The 17,669-nt window shown below is 73.4% G+C and carries 15 protein-coding genes; 9 read left to right on the forward strand and 6 right to left on the reverse strand.

Going from position 1 to position 17,669, the window contains the following annotated elements:
• Window positions 1-88: 88 nt before the first annotated feature.
• From OG422_RS28150 to OG422_RS28160, 3 genes are read right to left on the reverse strand one after another with little or no spacing between them, the layout of a single operon-like run.
• Complete coding sequence (locus OG422_RS28150) at window positions 89-2,212, reverse strand: serine/threonine-protein kinase (RefSeq protein WP_405746929.1); 2,124 nt, start codon at window positions 2,210-2,212, stop codon at window positions 89-91.
• Between the two features lie 29 nt (window positions 2,213-2,241).
• A complete protein-coding gene (locus tag OG422_RS28155; protein ID WP_405746930.1) occupies window positions 2,242-4,398 on the reverse strand; it encodes a protein kinase domain-containing protein in 2,157 nt (718 codons plus the stop codon).
• 4 nt (window positions 4,399-4,402) lie between these two features.
• Window positions 4,403-5,272: a serine/threonine protein kinase gene (locus OG422_RS28160; protein ID WP_143940349.1), complete on the reverse strand. Its 870-nt coding sequence runs from the start codon at window positions 5,270-5,272 to the stop codon at window positions 4,403-4,405.
• Between the two features lie 363 nt (window positions 5,273-5,635).
• On the opposite strand from OG422_RS28160, the gene OG422_RS28165 reads away from it, so the two are divergent.
• Window positions 5,636-7,144, forward strand: a complete 1,509-nt coding sequence (locus OG422_RS28165) for a glycoside hydrolase family 76 protein (protein WP_405746932.1) — start codon at window positions 5,636-5,638, stop codon at window positions 7,142-7,144.
• A 423-nt stretch (window positions 7,145-7,567) separates the two neighbouring features.
• Entirely contained in the window at window positions 7,568-8,812 is a 1,245-nt protein-coding gene (locus tag OG422_RS28170) for a VanZ family protein (protein WP_405746934.1), read from the forward strand.
• Window positions 8,813-8,880: 68 nt separating this feature from the next.
• Here the strand turns inward: OG422_RS28170 and OG422_RS28175 are convergent, their stop codons facing one another.
• From OG422_RS28175 to OG422_RS28185, 3 genes are all read right to left on the reverse strand, one after another.
• Complete coding sequence (locus OG422_RS28175; RefSeq protein ID WP_405746936.1) at window positions 8,881-9,519, reverse strand: GntR family transcriptional regulator; 639 nt, start codon at window positions 9,517-9,519, stop codon at window positions 8,881-8,883.
• Window positions 9,520-9,577: 58 nt separating this feature from the next.
• Window positions 9,578-10,486, reverse strand: a complete 909-nt coding sequence (gene cynR / locus OG422_RS28180) for a transcriptional regulator CynR (protein WP_143940352.1) — start codon at window positions 10,484-10,486, stop codon at window positions 9,578-9,580.
• Between the two features lie 62 nt (window positions 10,487-10,548).
• On the reverse strand, window positions 10,549-11,085 hold the full coding sequence (locus OG422_RS28185; protein WP_405748027.1) for an amidohydrolase family protein: 537 nt from the start codon (window positions 11,083-11,085) through the stop codon (window positions 10,549-10,551).
• Window positions 11,086-11,144: 59 nt separating this feature from the next.
• Here OG422_RS28185 and OG422_RS28190 point away from each other — a divergent pair, with 59 nt between their 5' ends.
• From OG422_RS28190 to OG422_RS28220, 7 genes are all read left to right on the forward strand, one after another.
• Entirely contained in the window at window positions 11,145-11,864 is a 720-nt protein-coding gene (locus OG422_RS28190) for a GntR family transcriptional regulator (protein WP_405746937.1), read from the forward strand.
• Window positions 11,865-12,088: 224 nt separating this feature from the next.
• A complete protein-coding gene (locus OG422_RS28195) occupies window positions 12,089-12,523 on the forward strand; it encodes an Rrf2 family transcriptional regulator (RefSeq protein ID WP_405746939.1) in 435 nt (144 codons plus the stop codon).
• 439 nt (window positions 12,524-12,962) lie between these two features.
• Window positions 12,963-13,466: a GNAT family N-acetyltransferase gene (locus OG422_RS28200; protein WP_251076451.1), complete on the forward strand. Its 504-nt coding sequence runs from the start codon at window positions 12,963-12,965 to the stop codon at window positions 13,464-13,466.
• A gap of 166 nt (window positions 13,467-13,632) precedes the next feature.
• A complete protein-coding gene (locus OG422_RS28205; protein ID WP_143940356.1) occupies window positions 13,633-14,223 on the forward strand; it encodes a carbonic anhydrase in 591 nt (196 codons plus the stop codon).
• 79 nt (window positions 14,224-14,302) lie between these two features.
• Window positions 14,303-14,773: a cyanase gene (gene cynS / locus OG422_RS28210; protein WP_143940357.1), complete on the forward strand. Its 471-nt coding sequence runs from the start codon at window positions 14,303-14,305 to the stop codon at window positions 14,771-14,773.
• A 30-nt stretch (window positions 14,774-14,803) separates the two neighbouring features.
• A complete protein-coding gene (locus OG422_RS28215) occupies window positions 14,804-15,301 on the forward strand; it encodes a nucleoside deaminase (protein WP_405746942.1) in 498 nt (165 codons plus the stop codon).
• 526 nt (window positions 15,302-15,827) lie between these two features.
• Window positions 15,828-17,558 carry an acyl-CoA dehydrogenase gene (locus tag OG422_RS28220; protein ID WP_405746944.1) on the forward strand — a complete coding sequence of 577 codons (1,731 nt, stop codon included), beginning with the start codon at window positions 15,828-15,830 and terminating at the stop codon, window positions 17,556-17,558.
• Window positions 17,559-17,669 lie beyond the last annotated feature (111 nt).

Raw genomic sequence — 17,669 nt, forward strand, 5'->3', positions numbered from 1 at the left:
GGCCCGGGGCCCTCCGTGTAACGCCCGCCGGCGGACCGGCCGGGCACGCACCGTCCGGCCGACACCCCGAAAATCGCCCGTGCCCTCCTCAGAACACCCGAAGCGCCACCAGCGCACCCGAGTTGAGGACGAACAGCCGGTTCGCGGCGCCCGCGGCCGTACGGCCCGAGCCCTCCTTGAGGGGGTACGTCTGCCCCTGGCCGGAACTGATGTCGCCGTTGCGCGGCCAGCCGCTCACCCCGGTGTCGCGGCTCTCCACCGCCCACACGCTGCCCGCCTGCACGACCGGCGGCTGCCACGGCGGCGTCACCCCGGCCACCATCGTCGTCATGCTCGCCTCCTCCCCGTCGGGACGCAGCGACCGCATCGCGTCACCGTCGAGGACGTACACCACCCCGGAGGCCACGGTCGGCGGGCCGAAGCCGTACACCCCGCGCCGGATCGGCTGCATGGCGGGCTTGTTCCACCGCACCTTGCCGTCGTGCGCGCCGACCGCCGCCAGGGTGTGCCCGCCCAGGAACACCGTGCCGTTGTCGATCGCGGGCCGCAGCGCGCCCGCCGCCTGCCCCTTGCGCACCCACGCCCGCGCACCGTCGGCGGCGCGCACCGCGACCACATCGCCGCCCGACGTACAGATCACCAGCACCCCGCCGCCGAGCGCCGCCGCCGGGCGCCCCCCGGTCAGCGGCAGCGGCGGACGGCGCGTCCACCGGACCGTTGCATCCTTCGTCGCCACGCACCGCAGCGCGCCCTCGGACGTCAGCACGTACACATGGGCGGCGTCGGCGGCGAGCAGGGCGTCCACCCCGGCGTCGACGGTCCACCGGGGATCGCCGGTGGAGGCGACGTAGGTGCGCAGCACGCCGTCGCCGTCGGCGGTGGCCACCAGCCGGTCGGCGATCGAGAGATAACCCGCGTCGCCCCGCACCTCCCCGGCCCGCCAGGCTTCCTTGCCGTCGGTGACCCGGCGCGCGGCGACGCCGCCGCCCGCCGCCGCGAAGACCACCACGTCCCGCACCGGCAGCGGCGGCGGTGACCCGCCGTCGGCCACGCCCTCCTCCGGCCCCCACAGCGGCTCCGGCGTCCCGGTGCCGGTGCCCAGCTCCGCGGGGCGCACCGTGGCGGCCGACGGGATGTCGAACGGGTCGGTGAAGACCGACGGCCGGCCGTCCGACAACCACCACACCGCGCCGCCCGCCCCCGCCGCGACCAGCGCGCCGCCGCCCGCCAGCGTCACCAGCAGCCGCCGCCGTGACGGCTTCGCGCCGGGCACCGCCGTCGCCTCCGTGGCCGGAGCCGTCCCGCCCGGCAGCACCGTCGGCGGGGTCTCCCCGGTCATCCGCCTGGCCGCCGTCTCCCGGTCGCGGATGTCAGCGGCGTACGGTCCCGACTTCCACAGCCGGGCGCCCCGTTGCGGCGCCCGGGCCGCCTCGGCGACCTGGGAGGGCAGCGGCCGCGCCCCCGGATCCTTCGCGAAACACGGCTCGACCAGATACCGCAGCGCCTGCGGCACCAGCGTCAGATCCGGGGAGCCGTGCACGACTTCGTAGAGGAGCGCGGTGACCTCGGCGCCGGAGTACGCCGGGCGGCCGCTCGCGGCGAAGACCAGCACCGCGCCCAGCGAGAAGAGGTCCGCGGCGGGGCCGACGCGCTGCCCCAGCACCTGCTCCGGCGCGCCGTACCCCGGCGTGACCGGGATCTGACCGGTCCGGGTCAGCGTCAGGCCGTGCTCGGGGCGGGCGATGCCGAAGTCGATGACGCGCGGGCCGTTCGAGGTCAGGACGACGTTCGACGGCTTGAGGTCGCGGTGGACAAGACCGGTGGCGTGGATGTCCCCGAGCGTGACCGCCAGCGCCCGCGCGGTCTCCCGCAGCAGCCCCTCGTCGAGCGGCCCGTGCCGCTGCACCGCGTCGTCCAGCGTCGGCCCGGCCAGGAACTCCGACGCGATCCACGGCCGCCCCGACTCCAGCTCCGCGCCCAGCACCCGCGCGACGCCCTCGCTGGTCACCGCGCGCGCCGTCTGCGCCTCCCGGACGAACCGGTCGACCAGATGCCGGTCGTGCGCCAGCTCGGGCAGCAGCACCTTGACGGCCGCCGGCCGCCCCGCCGCGTCCCGCCCGAGGTACACCTTGCCCATGCCGCCCTCGCCGAGCACCCCGACGATGCGGTACGGGCCGAGCCGGAGCGGATCTCCGGGGCCGAGTGTTCTCAACTTCAAGTCCTTCCTGGACGAGGCGGCGCTCAGGCGAGCGGCAGCGCGAAGGTGGCCTGCTGCTCGCGGAGATACAGCCGCCCGCGCTCGCGATCGGCGGTCACCACCGTCGCGTCGGTCGGGAACGTCCACACCGCGGTGCGGCTGCGGAGGTCCACCGCGCGCAGCCCCTTGTCGTCGAGGCTGTAGACATACTTCCGGCCGACGACCGGCGGCACCTCGCGGCTGAGGCGGCGGCCCTTGAGGCCCTTCTCCGCCCAGTTGAGGCTGCCGGTCACCGCGTCCAGGGCCACAAGGCCGCGGTCGCCCTCGGTGCAGTACAGGACCCCGTCGTGGAGGGCCGGGGCTCCGTAGACCCGGCTCTGGCCCGCACTGCCGCCGACGTTCCGGTCGTTGCCGAAGAGCCAGCCGCTCTCGCCGTCGGACAGCTTGAGGGCGCTGACCGCCTCGTCGGTGAGGTAGGCGTACCGGTCGTCGACGACCAGCTCGGACGGCGGTTCGCCGGAGAACGGCGAGGAGAGCGTCCACAGCATCTTGCCGTCCGCGAGGGCGTACGACGTCACATTGACGAAGTGGATGCCCGAGTCGGACCGGGACACCACCAGCCGGTCGCCGATGACCACGCCGCGCAGCATCGGCGGCAGGTAGCCGTCGGCCGCCGCGTCCACCTGGGTGCGCCACCGCACCCGGCCGGTGCGCAGATCGAGGGCGACGACGTACCAGCGGTCGCGGTTCACGGCCCTGGCCACCAGGTAGGCGGTCTTCTTCACCACGCACAGCAGCTGGTTGCGGTTCTCGCCGCCCACGAACTCCGCCGGCTCCACCAGCGGTTCGCCGGGCTGGCCGTCGGCGGGATCGAGGAGGCACACCGCCAGCTTCTTGCCCTTGTCGTGCTCGCGCAGCGCGTAGATGTCGGTGCCGTCGGTCGCCCACCGCCAGGCGTCGGAGACGTTCGCCTGCCAGGTGCCCTCGCCGCTCTCCGGGTTGACGCCGCACAGCACGATGCCGCCGGGCATCGCCAGCCCGTGCCGGGTCGACAGCACCTGGCCGTCGCGGTCCGGGGTGCGCGCGGCAAACGTCCACAGTCGCGTCGGCGGCTTCACCGGCTTCGGCGCCGGATCACCGCCACCGGGACCACCGCCCCGGCCGAGCCACGCCCACAGCCCGCCCGCCACACCGGCGCCCGCGACGACCCCGCCGGCGGTCATCGCCAGCATGCGGCGCCGCGACGGCCCCGGCCCGCCCGGCAGCGTCACGGGTCCCGGCGGCGCGTCGGGGGGCGGCGGCGCCAGCCGTGGCGGCTGCCGCCACACCTCGTCGCCGCGCTGCGCGACCATGCGCAGCACACCGTCCGGCAGCACGTCCGCGAAGACCTGCGGTATGCCGTCCGGCGCCAGCGCGGCGGCCAGATCCTCGGTCGTCGGCCGCTGCGCCGGGTCCTTCGCCAGAGCGCGGCTCAGCACCGGCACCAGCTCCGGCGGCACCCCGCCGAGGTCCGCCTCGGTGTAGCGGACGCGGTAGAGCAGATCCGTGGGCTGCCCGGAGCCGAACGGGCCGTGGCCGGCCGCGGCGAACACCAGCAGCCCGCCGAGCGCGAACACATCGCCCGCCGCCGCGTGTTCGCCACCGGACGCCTGCTCCGGCGACATGAACGCGGGCGTCCCCACGGCGGCACCGGCCTGCGTCAGCGGCGCCTCGCCGACCGCGTGGGCCACCCCGAAGTCGATGATCTTCGGCCCGGCCGCCGTGACCAGGACGTTCGACGGCTTGAGGTCACGGTGCACCACCTCGCAGCGGTGCAGCTGCGCCAGGCCCTGGGCCAGCGCCGCACCCAGCGCCCGCACGGACCGCTCCGGCAGCGGACCGGCGGCCTCCACCGCGTCGTCCAGCGGCGGGCCGAGGACGTACTCCGTCGCCAGCCACGGCCGGGGCGCGTCCGGGTCGGCGTCGTGGACCTGGGCACCGTGGCGGCCACCGATCACCCGCGCCGCGTCCGCCTCCAGCCGGAAGCGGTGGCGCAGCGCCGTATCGGCGGTCAGCCGCTGGTGCAGCACCTTGAGCGCGACGGTGCGGCCGCCCGCCGTACGCGCCAGATAGACCGTGCCCATACCGCCGCCGCCCAGCCGGGCCAGCAGCAGATACGGGCCGACGGTGTGCGGATCGTCGTGGAGAAGAGCGGTCGGCATGGAGTCAGCGCACCTCGGGGAGTTCGGCGGCGAGCACCGCGGCCGCCTGCAGGGACAGGGCCGCGACCACCCGGCCGGGCAGCGACACCGGCTCGGCGCCCGCGTGCTGCGTGCCCCAGGCCGCGCCGGGCGCCAGCTGCGCCAGGACCTGGGCCGGTTCGGGCCGCGCGGCGGGATCCCGCGACAGGCAGGCGGTGATCGGCGCCCGCAGTCCGGCGGGGATCTCCGCCCGCTCCGGCACGGTGTGACCGGTCGCCGCGTACGCCAGGACGGCGCCCAGCGCGTACACATCGGAGGGTGCCTGAACCGGCCCGCCCGTACCCGATTCGGGCGCGAGGCAGCCCGCGTCGATACCGGGCAGCCCGGTCCGCGGCATACCGTCCGGCGCCGCCGCGCGCACCGCGCCGAAGCAGGAGACCAGCGGACCGTACGCGGTGAGCAGCACCGACGCGGGGCACAGCCCGCCGTGCACCACGCCCAGGACGTGCGCCGACGCCAGCGACTCGGCGAGCGCCGCGCCCAGCGTCCGCACCGCCTCCTCGGGCAGCGGACCGCCGTGGGCGTCGATGGCCTCCGGCAGCGGCAGCGCCGGCCGGTAGGGCGAGGCGAGCCAGGGGAACGCGGCGCTGCCGCCGACCTGCGCCACCGGCCACAGACCGGGCTGCGCCAGCTTCGCCGCCCACTGCGCCTCGGCCGCCCAGCGCCCCGGATCGGCGCCCTGAAGGGGCAGGCTGATCAGTACCGTCCGTGACCCGTCGGCGCTGCGCGCCAGATATCGCCGTTCGGGAACGTCCCGCCGCGCGGCCGGATCGAGCCGCGCCAGCGTCAGAAACTCCCCGATCCGCGGCGGATCGTCCTGCCGCAGCCCTTCCATACCGTCTCCCCGTTCGTCAAGCACCGGCACGCGAGCCTACCCGGCGATCACTGGGCCCGGCGGCCGGGGTGATCACGCCGGGGCCGGAACGGCCGGGGGTGCGCCGCCGCCCGCCGCCCGCCGCACGGGCTCGCCCGGACGGCGCGTCGGCCCGGCACCCGGACCGCCCTCCGGCACGCCTCCGCCCCCGCGCCGCCCCTTGCCGGGCGGGCCCGCATCGCCCGTCGCGCCGCCCGTTCCGGGCATCAACGGACCCGTATTCCACGGAACTTGACGCCGGAGGGACGGCGGGCCTTGAGTGTGGTCGCGCACGGTGGGCCGCCGCCCGGCGCCCTCCCGGCGACCCGACGACGAGGAGTCCGTATGCCACCGCAACCGGAAAACACCCCCGACCCGGCACCGGCGTCCCCGCGGCGCGCGGCGGTGCGACGCGCGGCCGCCGCGCTCGCCGCCGCGGGAATGCTCGCTGCCGTCGCGGCATCCGCGCCCGCCGTCGCGGCGGACGGCGGCGTCTGCAACACGTACTGCGACGCCCGCGACCCCGCGAACGCCCTCAAGGACCGTGTACCGGTCACCGCGACGCTGCACGGCCGGGCGATGGCCCTGCACGTCGACGACGGCAGCGCCATGGCCTTCGGCACCCTCGACAACGTTGTCCCGGGCGACAAGATCTGGGTGGACCGCTCGTTCGACGGCGGCCGCACCTGGGACGGCGGCAGCCGCCTCGGCGACACCACCGCCCCCGGCGGCGTCGGCGGCTGGCGTACGCAGATGTACAACGTCGACGACTGGAACACCGGCCGGATCGGCGCGCTCCGCGCCTGCGCGCAGGTCACCGGCGACGACGACATCGCCTGCACCGGCTGGGCCCGCTCCGACTGGAACGGCGCCGACCGCCGCCAGGCCGCCGCCACCGCGCTGATGATGGACTACGACCGGAAGACCGGCCTGTTCGGCGGCGACGGCTGGTGGACCTCCGCCAACGCCCTGACCGCCCTCATCGACACCATCCGCCGCACCGGCGTCAAGAGCTACGCCTACGCCGTCGACGAGACGTACGACAAGAACAAGGACCGTACGGACGGTGGACGGCTGGGGCAGTTCCGCAACGAGTACCTCGACGACACCGGCTGGTGGGGGCTGGCCTGGGTCAAGGCGTACGACCTGACCGGCGACGCCCGCTACCTGGACACCGCACGCGCCGACGCCGACCACATGGCGGGGTACTGGACCGACACGTGCGGCGGCGGCGTCCAGTGGAAGACCGACACGGCGTACAAGAACGCCGTCACCAACGAGCTGTACATCGCCCTCAACGCCGCGCTGCACAACCGGACCGAAGGCGACACCCGCTATCTCGACCGGGCGAACAGCGGCTGGAACTGGCTGCGCGGCAGCGGCATGATCAACGGAGAGCACCTGGTCAACGACGGTCTCAACGACTCCTGCAAGAACAACGGCCAGCCGACCTGGACCTATAACCAGGGCGTGATCCTCGGCGGTCTCGCGGAGCTGCACCGGGCCACCGGCGACGACGCACTGTTGCGCGGCGCCCGCGAACTGGCCGACGCCTCCACGGGATCGGGCGACCTCAACCCGGGCGGGATCCTGCGCGAGCCGGGCGAGTCCCACAGCTGCACCGGTGACGGCCCCAGCTTCAAGGGCGCGTACGTCCGCGGACTGGGCGCCCTCAACCGCGAACTGGACGGCCACCCCTACGACGGCTACCTCACGAAGCAGGCGGACACCGCCTACGCCAAGGACCGCAACGCGCTCGACCAGTACGGCCCGCACTGGAACGGCGACCGCGGCGACGGCCCCGGCCACGGCTGCCAGCACTCCGCGCTGGACCTGCTGAACGCGGCACCGTAGCCGCCGCCCGGCCCGGCGGGCCACCCGCCCGCCGGGCACCGCTTCTCCTCCGGTGACGGGGGAGTGGTGCGGTACCGCACGGTTCGCCCCCGCAGTACGAAACGGGCAGGTCGCACGGGGTGCGCGCGGGTTTTCCGGTGCGCTTGTCCGTCTGACAGGATCATGACGGAGGCCCGTTCCCTTAATCCCGCCGTGAGGCGATGGGGTGACCCCGCGGACCGGGGCGGGCTCCCGCGATCCTTGCCGTGAAGATGACAGGACACAGATGAACTTCGGGACCTTCCTTCCCACGGGAGTCGTCCGGCCGAGGAATCGGTGCGCGGTGGCGGACCACCGCGCCGTGTGCCCGCCACCACCGGCCGGCGGGCACACGGCGGACAGGCCGGACCGGGCGCGCACCGCCGCCGCGGGGGAGGGCACGCGGTGACCGGCGCCTACCTGCTCCCCCTGAACACCGCGGCGATGCTCTTCCCCGGCCTGGCCCTGTTGATATCGGTACCGGTCGCGATCGTCCTGTACCGCCGCCACGGCATCATGACCCGCTGGCGCACCCTCTCCATCTTCGCGTTCGTCTACTTCGCCGTCTCGGCGCTCTGCCTCGTGGTGGTGCCGCTGCCGAGCAGCGCCGTGGACGTCTGCCAGGCGTTCCCGACCTTCAAGAATCCGCAGTGGACGCCGGGGATGTTCGTCGCCGACATGTGGAAGGAGGCCCACCATCAGCTCTCCTTCGGCGCGCTGATCCTGCACAACTCGGCGTTCTGGCAGACGGTCTTCAACCTCCTCCTCCTGCTGCCGCTGGGCGTTTTCGTACGGCTGCACTTCCGGCGCGGCCTGCTCGCCGCCACGCTCGCCGGGTTCGGCGCCTCCCTCTTCTTCGAGCTGACCCAGTTCACCGGGTTGTGGGGGATCTATCCCTGCCCCTACCGGCTCTTCGCGGTGGACGATCTGCTCGCCAACACGGCCGGGGCGTCGCTGGGCTGGGCGCTCGCCGCGCCGCTGGCCCGCTTCCTGCCGGAGCTGAACGCCCTGGACGACCGGGCGATGGCCGCCAGCGACAACGTCCCGTTCGGCCGCCGTCTGGTCGCCCTGCTGCTGGACGTGACGGGCCTGTTCGTGGTGGGGCCGCCGGTGAGCTTCGTGGTGACGATGTTCAGCGGCACCGAGACGGGGGTGCTGACATCGGTGCTTCTGACCGCCCTGTGGTTCGTGGTGGTGCCGTGGCTGACCGGCGGATTCACGCCGGGCAAGCGGGTGTTGCTGCTCCGGCTGACGGCCCGCGACGGCTCCCGGCCCGGGCTGATCCCGCTGGCCCTGCGGGCGGCGGTCCTCGCCGCACCGCCGCTGGTCCTGGCGCTGGGCATGGCCCTGGTGACCCTGCGGCTGCTGGAGGACGGCGCGGCCGTGAACGCGGTGGCGCTGCTGGCCCTCGCGGCGATGCTGTGCTGCGGCGCGATGGTCTGCCTCGTGCTGTACCTCTGGGCCCTCCGCGCGGCCCGCCGCCACCCCGAGGGACTGGGCTACCACGAGATCTGGTCCGGCGTCGCCAACACGTCGCTTCCGCACTGGCGGGCACGGAAGCGGGAGAGGGCGGGGGCGGACGCCCCCGACGCGGACGCCCCCGGCCCGGACGCTACGGGCAAAGCCGGGAAAGCCCCCACCGGACGGTAACCGGACAGCGTGCGGCGGCCGGACATCTGGCCGCCGCGCACCCGAAACGCTCCGCCGTACCGCCCCCGTCAGCCCTGCCGTGCCGCGGCCGCCCGGCGACCGGTCGCGAGGTGACGGGCCGTCAATTCCGCGACCCGGTCCGCATCACGGTCCACGAGGGCGTCGTAGAGCGCCTCGTGTTCCTCGGCGATGGCCACCAGATCGTCGTGCTGCCCCAGCAGCCACCGCATCCGGCTGCGCAGGGTGCGTTCCAGTTCGTTGAGGAGTTCGTTGTCGGCGAGCGAGGTCACCGTCTCGTGGAAGTCGGCCGCCGCCCGCCGGGCCCGTACCGCGTCGCCCGCGCGGGCCGCCGTCAGTTCGGTGTCGAGGTCGGCGCGGAGCCGCGCCAGTCCGGCGCGGGTGCGGCGCTGGGCGGCGAGGCGGAATGCCATCGTCTCCAGCGCCGAGCGCACCTCCTCCAGATCGGCGAGGTCCGACGGCGTGAATTCCCGCACCACGGCCCAGCTCCGGGGCCGGGGCGTCACCAGCCCCTCGGTGACCAGCGCCTTCAGGGCGTCCCGGATCGGCAGCCGGCTCACGCCCAGCTCCGCGGCCAGTTCCCGCTCGACCAGCTTGCTGCCCGGCGCGCGGACGCCGTCGATGATGTCGTCGCGCAACTGCCGGGTGACCCGCTCCGATTCGGGCTCGAACTTCTCAGACCCTGTCATGGGCCCGATTCTCTCATCGGCGCCCGCACCGCCCGGCCCCGCGCGCCCGGCGCCGCGCTCAGGCCGGTGGGTAGCCGCGGTCGCGGACGACCTGCGCGACCACACGGGTGAAGGCGCGGGCGGCGGCGCTGCGGTAGGCGCTCTCCCGCCGCAGCAACGCCGCCACGCGGGTGGGCAGCGGCGGATCGAGCGGCACCGGCGCCAGATGCGGATGGTCGTCGGTGATCGCGTCGGGCAGCACGGTGGCCAGCAGCGGGGTGCGCCGCACGATCTCGGTGAGCGCCTGGATGGTGTTGGCCTCCACCGCGATCGGCGGCCCGATGCGGTGGTGGGCGAAGTAGGCATCGATATGGCGCCGGGTCGCGAAGTCCTCGCTGAGCAGCGCGAGCGGCTGCCCGCCGAGCCGGTCCACCGGCATCGGCCGCGGATCGTCCGCCCCGGGCCGGTGCGCGGTGGCGACCAGCCCGAGGGTCTCGGCGAACAGTGCGGTGGCGGCGATGCCCGGCAGATGCGGGCCCTCGAAGGCGATACCCAGGTCGATCTCGTCGGCGAGCAGCCCCGCCTCGATACGGTCCTGCGCCTGCTCGTGCACCTCCAGCGTCAGCCCGGGGTGCTCGTCGTGCAGCGCCGCCACCAGCGGGCCGAGGAGATACGCGGTGAACGTCGGCGTCATGGCCAGCCGCAGATGGCCCCGGGTCAGGTCCGCGACGTCCAGGACCGCGCGGTCGGCGGCGGCCAGCTCCCGCAGCGCCCGCCGCGCGTAGTGGACGTAGGCGGTGCCCGCGTCGGTAAGCCGCACCGCGCGCCCGCTGCGGTCGAGGAGCTGGGCGCCCACCGACCGTTCCAGCTGCTTGATCTGCTGCGAGAGCGTTGGCTGGGAGACGGTCAGCGCCTCCGCGGCGCGGGTGAAGTTGCCGTGCTCGGCGACCGCGATCAGATAGCGCAGATGACGCAGTTCCGGACCCATACGCGGACTATAGGCAGCGGCCCGCCGGGCACCCGCACCGGCCCGCGGCGGGCCGCTCGGCCTTACGGGGACGGCAGAGCGAACCGCGGGTACGTGGTGCGCGGCTCCGGCCCGACGACCTGCCCGCCGTGCAGGACGAGCAGCCGCTCGGGGTGAGCGGCGACCGCCTCGGGCACGCCGTCGGCGGCGATCACCACGAGGTCGGCGCGGTCGCCGGGGGCGAGTCCGTAACCGGTCAGGCCGAGCGCCGCGGCGGCCCCGTCGATGATCAGGGAGGCGGCGGTGTGCAGCTCCTCGTCGGTCATCAGACCGCCCTGGAGGCCGATGATCGTGGCGCGTTCGAGCATGTCGGCGGTGCCGTAGGGCCACCAGGAGTCGCGGATGTTGTCGGACCCGGCGAAGACCCGCACGCCGTGGTCGCACAGCCGCAGCACCGGCGGCATGGTGGCGCGCGGGCCGTTCGTCGTGATCGCGACACCGGCGGCGGCCAACGCGGCGGCGGTGCGGTCGAGTTCGGGCCCGTCCACCTGGCCGAGGGCGTAGGCGTGGCTGACGGTGACGGTGCCGCCGAGCCCGAGGGCGGCGGTGCGCTCGGCGATGATCGAAGCGCCAGGGGCTCGCCCGGCGCCCCTGTCCGCCCGTACCTGGAGCTGACGTGATGACCACCCGCCGCCCGGACCGCCGCACCCCGATAGGCGACACCCACCGGTCCCTGCGCGACCGGGTCCACGAGGAGCTGCGCGAACGGATCATCGAGGGGGAGTACTCGGCGGGGCGGCGCCTGGTGGAGCGCGAGCTGGCCGAGGAGTTCGGCGTCTCCCGGATCCCGCTGCGCGAGGCGATGCAGCGCCTGGAATCGGAAGGGTTCCTGTGGGTACAGGCGCGCCGCGGCGCCGTTGTCGCGGATTTCGGCACCGAGGGCGCCGAGCACCTCTTCGACGTCCGCGAGAAGCTGGAGGGACTGGCCGCCGGACTCGCCGCCCGCCGTGCCACCGCCGTGCAACTCCGCGCCATGGAACGGCTCCTGGCGCGCAGTCGGAAGGCGTCGGAGTCGGGCCGGCTGCGCGAGGCCGTCACCCACAACGCCGACTTCCACCACCTCATCGTCGAAGCCTCCGGCAACCCGCTGCTGTGCGACCTGATGGCGCCCCTCGACTCGCGCCTCCGCCGCCTGTTCCGGCTCACCTCCGAGCTCAACGACGGCGATCCGATGTGCGGTGAGCACGAGCGGCTGTACGAGGCGATCCGCGCGGGCGACGAGCGTCAGGCGGAGGAGCGGGCCCGCGCCCACGTCGCCGGAACCCGCGCCGCCGCGCTGCGCTGCCTCACCGCCCGCGCCACCGAGGACCGCCCCGCCCCGGAGCACGGCACCGCCTGACGGGGCGCGCTTCCGCGCCGGAAGCCGTCGCTCACGCTCCCGGACTGTTTCATGAGCGAACGCTCATGAAACAAGCTGTTGCAGCGGATCAGTTGGGCTCGGACGCACAGAGGGCGGTGGCCTTGTCGCCGGACGGCGTCACCGGCTGGACACGTGACCCCGTGTCGTCACAGTATTGGTTGCGACACAGGTGGCGTCGACGACTTCGGACAGCTGGAGGTCTCATGGGCATGAGCAGCCGCATGACCGTGGCCACCCACGCGCTGACGTGGATGGCGTGGGTCTGCCCCCGGCGCCCCGACGGCATCGTGACTTCCGAACAGATCGCCGCCAGCGTCAACACCAACCCTGTTGTCATCCGCCGCACCCTTGGGAGCCTGCGCGACGCGGGTCTGGTGGAGTCCCGGCGTGGACAGGGGGCGGGCTGGCGGCTGGCCCGCACTCCGGAATCCATCACCTTGAGGGATGTCTACCTCGCCGTCGAGCCTGATCCGCTCCTCGCCCTGCACTCCGCGCCCCCCAATCAGCAGTGCCCTGTCGGGCGGGGGATCCCGCCCGTGCTGCGAGAGGTGTACGACCGTGCGGAGGAGTTGATGAAAGCCGAGCTGGCAGCCGTCACCGTCGCCGACGTGGCGAGGGAGACGGTTCCTGGGCCCTGAGCCCAGCCCCGCAATCCATGGAGGCCGGTCCTCCCGGACCGGCCTCTCTTCGGACCTTTGTCGTAGCTATTCCTGTTACATCGCGATATCCGGAGGTCTCCGCATCGTGTACCGACCGCCGGTCGTCCGCGCCGCCGGAATGTTCGCCATCGGCACCGACAGCTTCGTCATCGCAGGCATCTTGCCGGACGCGGCACACTCCCTCGGCGTCGCGATCACCCCCCCCTGGTCGGACAGGCGGGAAGGGAATGGTTCGGCGCGCACCGGCTCGGTCCCGTCGGTGCGGTGTTCCTCGCACGTGGCCTCGGGGCGGCGGACGCGGCGTACGCCGTCATCCACCGACACGCGCGGCACGGCGTCCCCGCGGCACCGCTTCAGCCACTACGGGCCAAGTGGCGCGCTGCCCTCAACTCGCCCTGGGAAAAGGACTTGTATGTCAGTGATCACCACAGAACGCCTCCGGCTGCGCCCGCTCACCGACGCCGACACCGACTGGTGGGTGCGTCTCCACGCCGATGAGGAGGTCAACCGGTTTGTCGGCGGCTACACCCAAGAGCAGGCCGCGGCGCGCCTGCACGAGATACAGCAGCAGTGGGATCGGCGCGGTCACGGACTGTGCGCCGTCGAACTGCGCAGTACCGGCCAAGTGGTGGGACGCTGCGGCCTGAACTGGTGGGAACAGTTCGGCGAGACCGAAATCGGCTGGACCTTCGCCCGCGCCCATTGGGGGCGGGGCTATGCCACGGAAGCGGCCCGAGCGGTCCTCGCGTGGGGCTTCGGGGTCCTGAGGCTCCAGCAGATCACCGCCATGATCCATCACGACAACACCGCCTCTTCCGCCGTCGCTCAGCGCCTCGGATTCACGCGTCTGCGCGAGGACACGGTCCTCGGTCGCCCCTGTACCGTCCACGCCCTGGCCCGGGACGAGTTCTCGTCTCCCTGAACAACGGGGAGACGGCGCCTCCCCGTGTCCGGGCCGCACAGGCGGACACCTATAGGTGACACCAATAGTAATCATGGCGACTGCGTCTTGGACGCTATAGATCCAGGTCGTGCATGGTGGATCCCGTCGGCCCGGCAGGGGCCGGCAGCCACTGAAGGGAGTGACCATGCCCGACCTCATGGACGGTGTCGCCAACTTCCGCCGGGACGTCTTCCCGGCGAAGGCCGGACTCTTCGCCCGGCTGGCCACCGAGCACCGGCCCGCCACGCTGTTCATCGGCTGCTCCGACGCCCGGGTGGTGCCCGAGCTGATCACCCAGAGCGAGCCCGGGGAACTGTTCGTCATCCGTACGGCGGGCAATCTCGTCCCCGCCCACAGCCCGACCGCTGACGGCACCGCCGCGAGCATCGAGTACGCGGTGAGCGTGCTGGGCGTCACCGACGTCATCGTCTGCGGCCACTCCGGCTGCGGCGCGATGACGGCGCTGGCCGAGGGGCACGACCTCACCGGCGCACCCCAGGTCGCCACCTGGCTGCGCCACGCGGACGCCTCCCTCGCCCGCGCCGCCACGGCGGGGCCCGGTGAGGTGGCCGCCCTGGTGTGGGCCAACGTCTCCGCCCAGCTGCGGAACCTGGCCACCCACCCCTCGGTGGCGCGGGCCCTCGCCGAGCGGCGCCTCACGCTGCACGGCTGGGTCTTCGACATCGCCTCCGGCACGGTCGACCGGCTCGAAACCCTCGACCGCACCGGTGTCTGACGGCCCCTGCCGCCTACCCTCCGATTCCCGTACCGGGCCGGACGCACCGCGCGTCCGGCGCCTCCCGAAAGGAAGCACCATGCCGCACGCCCAGTTCGACCCCGCCGCCCGTCAGGCCCTGGCCCTCGTCGCCGTCGAGTCCAAGACCCGTAAGGACCTGACCTGGCAGGAGATCGCGGAAGCCGCCGGACTGTCCGTCGCCTTCGTCACCGCCGCTGTCCTGGGGCAGCACGCCCTGCCGGAGCGCTCCGCGCTGGCCGTCGCCGAACTGCTGGACCTGGACGCGGACGCCGCGGCGCTCCTGCAGACCATCCCCACCCGCGGTTCGATCCCCGGCGGCATCCCGACCGACCCGACGATCTACCGCTTCTACGAAATGCTCCAGGTCTACGGCACCACCCTCAAGGCCCTGATCCACGAGCAGTTCGGCGACGGCATCATCAGCGCGATCAACTTCAAGCTGGACGTCAAGAAGGTCGCCGACCCCGAGGGCGGCGAGCGCGCCGTCGTGACCCTTGACGGCAAGTACCTGCCGACCAAGCCCTTCTGACGTCCCCCTCACCAACTCCCCGGAGGAACCGTGGACTTCGCACAGCGCACCATCGACCTCGCCCGGCGCAACGTCGAGGAGGGCGGGCGCCCCTTCGCCACCGTCATCGTCAAGCACGGCGAGATCCTGGCGGAGAGCCCCAACCTGGTCGCCCAGACCTCGGACCCGACCGCCCACGCGGAAATCCTCGCCATCCGCGAGGCATGCCGCACCCTCGGCACCGAGCACCTGACCGGCGCCACCCTTTACGTCCTGGCGCACCCGTGCCCCATGTGCCTGGGCTCGCTCTACTACTGCTCCCCGGACGAGGTCGTCTTCCTCACCACCCGGGACGCCTACGAGCCGCACTACGTCGACGACCGCAAGTACTTCGAACTCGCCACCTTCTACGGTGAGTTCACCAAGGACTACACCGACCGCCGACTGCCCATGACGTACGAGCCGCGGGAGGACGCCGTCGACGTCTACCGCCGGTGGCAGCAGCGCAACGGCGGTGAGCGCCGCGTCGTCGGCGCCCCCACCTCCTGACCGGCGCCGCACCAACACGCCGTCCGTGCGTGGGCCGAGGGCCGCACTCCGGCATGGGGTGCGGCACGCCGCGCCCGTCCGAGTATTTCGCGCGGGCCATCGGAATTCTCTCCGTGGTGGAGGGGCTTTTCCGTCGCATGTGCGTCCGTTGGTTTACCGTCCCGCTGCGCGGCCTCATCCGCGAGGAATTGCCGTGAGGCTCTCGATTTCGGGGGCTTCGGTAATTCGCCGCCGCCACAGGGCGCCTCCGAGGGGCGCCGGAGGTGCCCGCATGCCCGGCGTCACTGTGGTCGTCGCCGTGGTGCGGGGCCGGGTGGCCCGGAGTGAGGGAAGGGGCCGGGCGGCGGTGAAGGGGCGGGAAGGATACCCGTAGTCCATCGAGCCGGAATCGTGTCGGTGATCACGTTGAGGAGGAAGTGGAACCTGTCCTACCTTCCGGAGCGTGCTCACTCGACTCCCCGGAGTGGAAGTTCGTTCCACCGCCGCAGACCTCAACCGGATTCTCTTCGGAGACCAATTCGAACAATTGCATGAGCCGTGGCGGAGACTCTTCTCCACGGCCGCCTTCCGGTACCGGGAAGGGCTGTCACCGGAGGAAAGGGCCGCTCTGTCCTACGAACGGCTGCACGCGGTCAACGAGACCGTCACCGCCCCTGAGCGGTTCGCGTCGGACATCGAACAGCTCGCCGCACTCCACGAATGGGTCGGGCCGGTGGACCAGGGGCTGCTCACGGTCGGGTCCATCCACTTCAATCTCTTCCTCGGCAGCCTGCTCGGCCACGACGGCGACCGGCGCGACCTGCGGGATTTCACCTCCCTCCGGCGCACGGGCACCTTCCTGTGCACCGAGGCGGGCCACGGCAACAGTGCCTCCTCCCTGGAGACCACCGCCGCCTACGACCCGGCCACCCGCACCTTCCTCCTGCACACGCCGTCGGCCGCCGCGGCGAAGTTCATGCCGAACACCTCCTCCGTCGGCGGCCCCAAGACCGCCGTCGTCGCCGCTCGCCTTCTCGTCGACGGCAGGGACGAGGGCGTCTTCCTCTTCCTCACCCCGCTCCACGACGACACCGGGCGCCCGCTGCCGGGTGTGGAGATACGCAGACTGCCGCAGACGGGGACCGCCCCGGTCGACCACTGCGTCACCTCCTTCGACCGCGTCCGGCTGCCGTACGAGGCGATGCTCCAGGCCGACCACGGACGGTTGCGGCCCGACGGATCCTTCAGCAGCACGGTCGGCAACCGCCGCAAACGGTTCCTCGCCTCGGTCGGCCGCGTCACCGAGGGCAAACTCTGCATGAGCGCCTCCAGCCTCGGTATCACCCGCCACGCCGTCACCGTCGCGGTGCACCACGCCCACCGCCGGCACACCTCGGGCATGACCTCGGGTCCCCCGGTCCCCCTCTTCGGCTACCGCAGCCACCACGCCCCGCTGCTGGACGCCCTCGCCACCGCGTACGCCGCCACCCTGCTGCAGCGCACGGCGGTACGGCGCTGGGCGAGGGACGGGGGGACGAGCGGTGCGCCCCGGGAGGACGCCGAGCGGCTCGTCGCCGTCGTCAAGGGCTGGATCACCTGGCAGGCGCGCGCCGTGATGACCGAGTGCCGGGAACGCTGCGGTGCGCAGGGCCTGTTCCTCGCCAACGGCATCGCCGCGCAGCTCGCCGCCAACGAAGGCACCATCACCGCCGAGGGCGACAACCTCGTCATCTGGACCAAAGCCGCCGGTGAGATGCTGCTCGGCCACTTCACCCCCCGGCCGCCGTCCGGTACCCCCGCCGCCGAGCGCAGTCCCACCGACCCCGACGTCCTGCAGGACCTGCTCGCAGACATCGAGCGCATCTGGCACCGGCGGGCCCGTACCCGCCTGCGTTCCGGCGGTTCCGGCGGCCCGCTCGGCCGCTGGAACCGCACCGTTACCCCCGCTCTGCGGCTGGTCGACGCCCACGCCCAGCGGCTCGCCGCAGAGGGCCTGCTCGCCGCCGCCCGCCGGGCCACCGACCCGGCCGCCGCCTCCCTCCTGCACGCCCTGCACCGGCTGTTCGCCCTGCGGCGCGTCGCCGCGCACGGAGGGGACCTCCTGGCCGACGGCGCCCTCACCGCAGATCAGGTTCGCGACCTCCCCGACCTCACCGACGCGGTCGTCGAGGAATTGGCCCCGCAGGCGCTGACCCTGACGGCCGGTTTCGGCGTCGCCGACGATGTCCTGAACGATCACCCCCTCACCACCTGGGGCAGCGGCCAACTGGCCTACTGACCCGGCGAGGTCGGTGGTGGCTGACCGGGCGGGCGCGATGCCGCCGAACACGCCGCCCCGGCCCGTCAAGCACGATGGACGGGGCGGGGCGGTGGCGGCAGGAGGCGGCTG

The sequence above is a fragment of the Streptomyces sp. NBC_01525 genome (assembly GCF_045040405.1).
In the GTDB taxonomy this organism is placed as follows: domain Bacteria; phylum Actinomycetota; class Actinomycetes; order Streptomycetales; family Streptomycetaceae; genus Streptomyces; species Streptomyces benahoarensis.

Bases quoted from the DNA above. Each gene is read 5' to 3' on its own strand.
- OG422_RS28175 (WP_405746936.1), bottom strand. From the start codon at position 9,519: ATGACAGGGTCTGAGAAGTTCGAGCCCGAATCGGAGCGGGTCACCCGG.
- cynR (WP_143940352.1), bottom strand. From the start codon at position 10,486: ATGGGTCCGGAACTGCGTCATCTGCGCTATCTGATCGCGGTCGCCGAG.
- cynS (WP_143940357.1), top strand. From the start codon at position 14,303: ATGCCGCACGCCCAGTTCGACCCCGCCGCCCGTCAGGCCCTGGCCCTC.
- OG422_RS28195 (WP_405746939.1), top strand. From the start codon at position 12,089: ATGGGCATGAGCAGCCGCATGACCGTGGCCACCCACGCGCTGACGTGG.
- OG422_RS28155 (WP_405746930.1), bottom strand. From the start codon at position 4,398: ATGCCGACCGCTCTTCTCCACGACGATCCGCACACCGTCGGCCCGTAT.
- OG422_RS28165 (WP_405746932.1), top strand. From the start codon at position 5,636: ATGCCACCGCAACCGGAAAACACCCCCGACCCGGCACCGGCGTCCCCG.
- OG422_RS28190 (WP_405746937.1), top strand. From the start codon at position 11,145: ATGACCACCCGCCGCCCGGACCGCCGCACCCCGATAGGCGACACCCAC.
- OG422_RS28205 (WP_143940356.1), top strand. From the start codon at position 13,633: ATGCCCGACCTCATGGACGGTGTCGCCAACTTCCGCCGGGACGTCTTC.
- OG422_RS28160 (WP_143940349.1), bottom strand. From the start codon at position 5,272: ATGGAAGGGCTGCGGCAGGACGATCCGCCGCGGATCGGGGAGTTTCTG.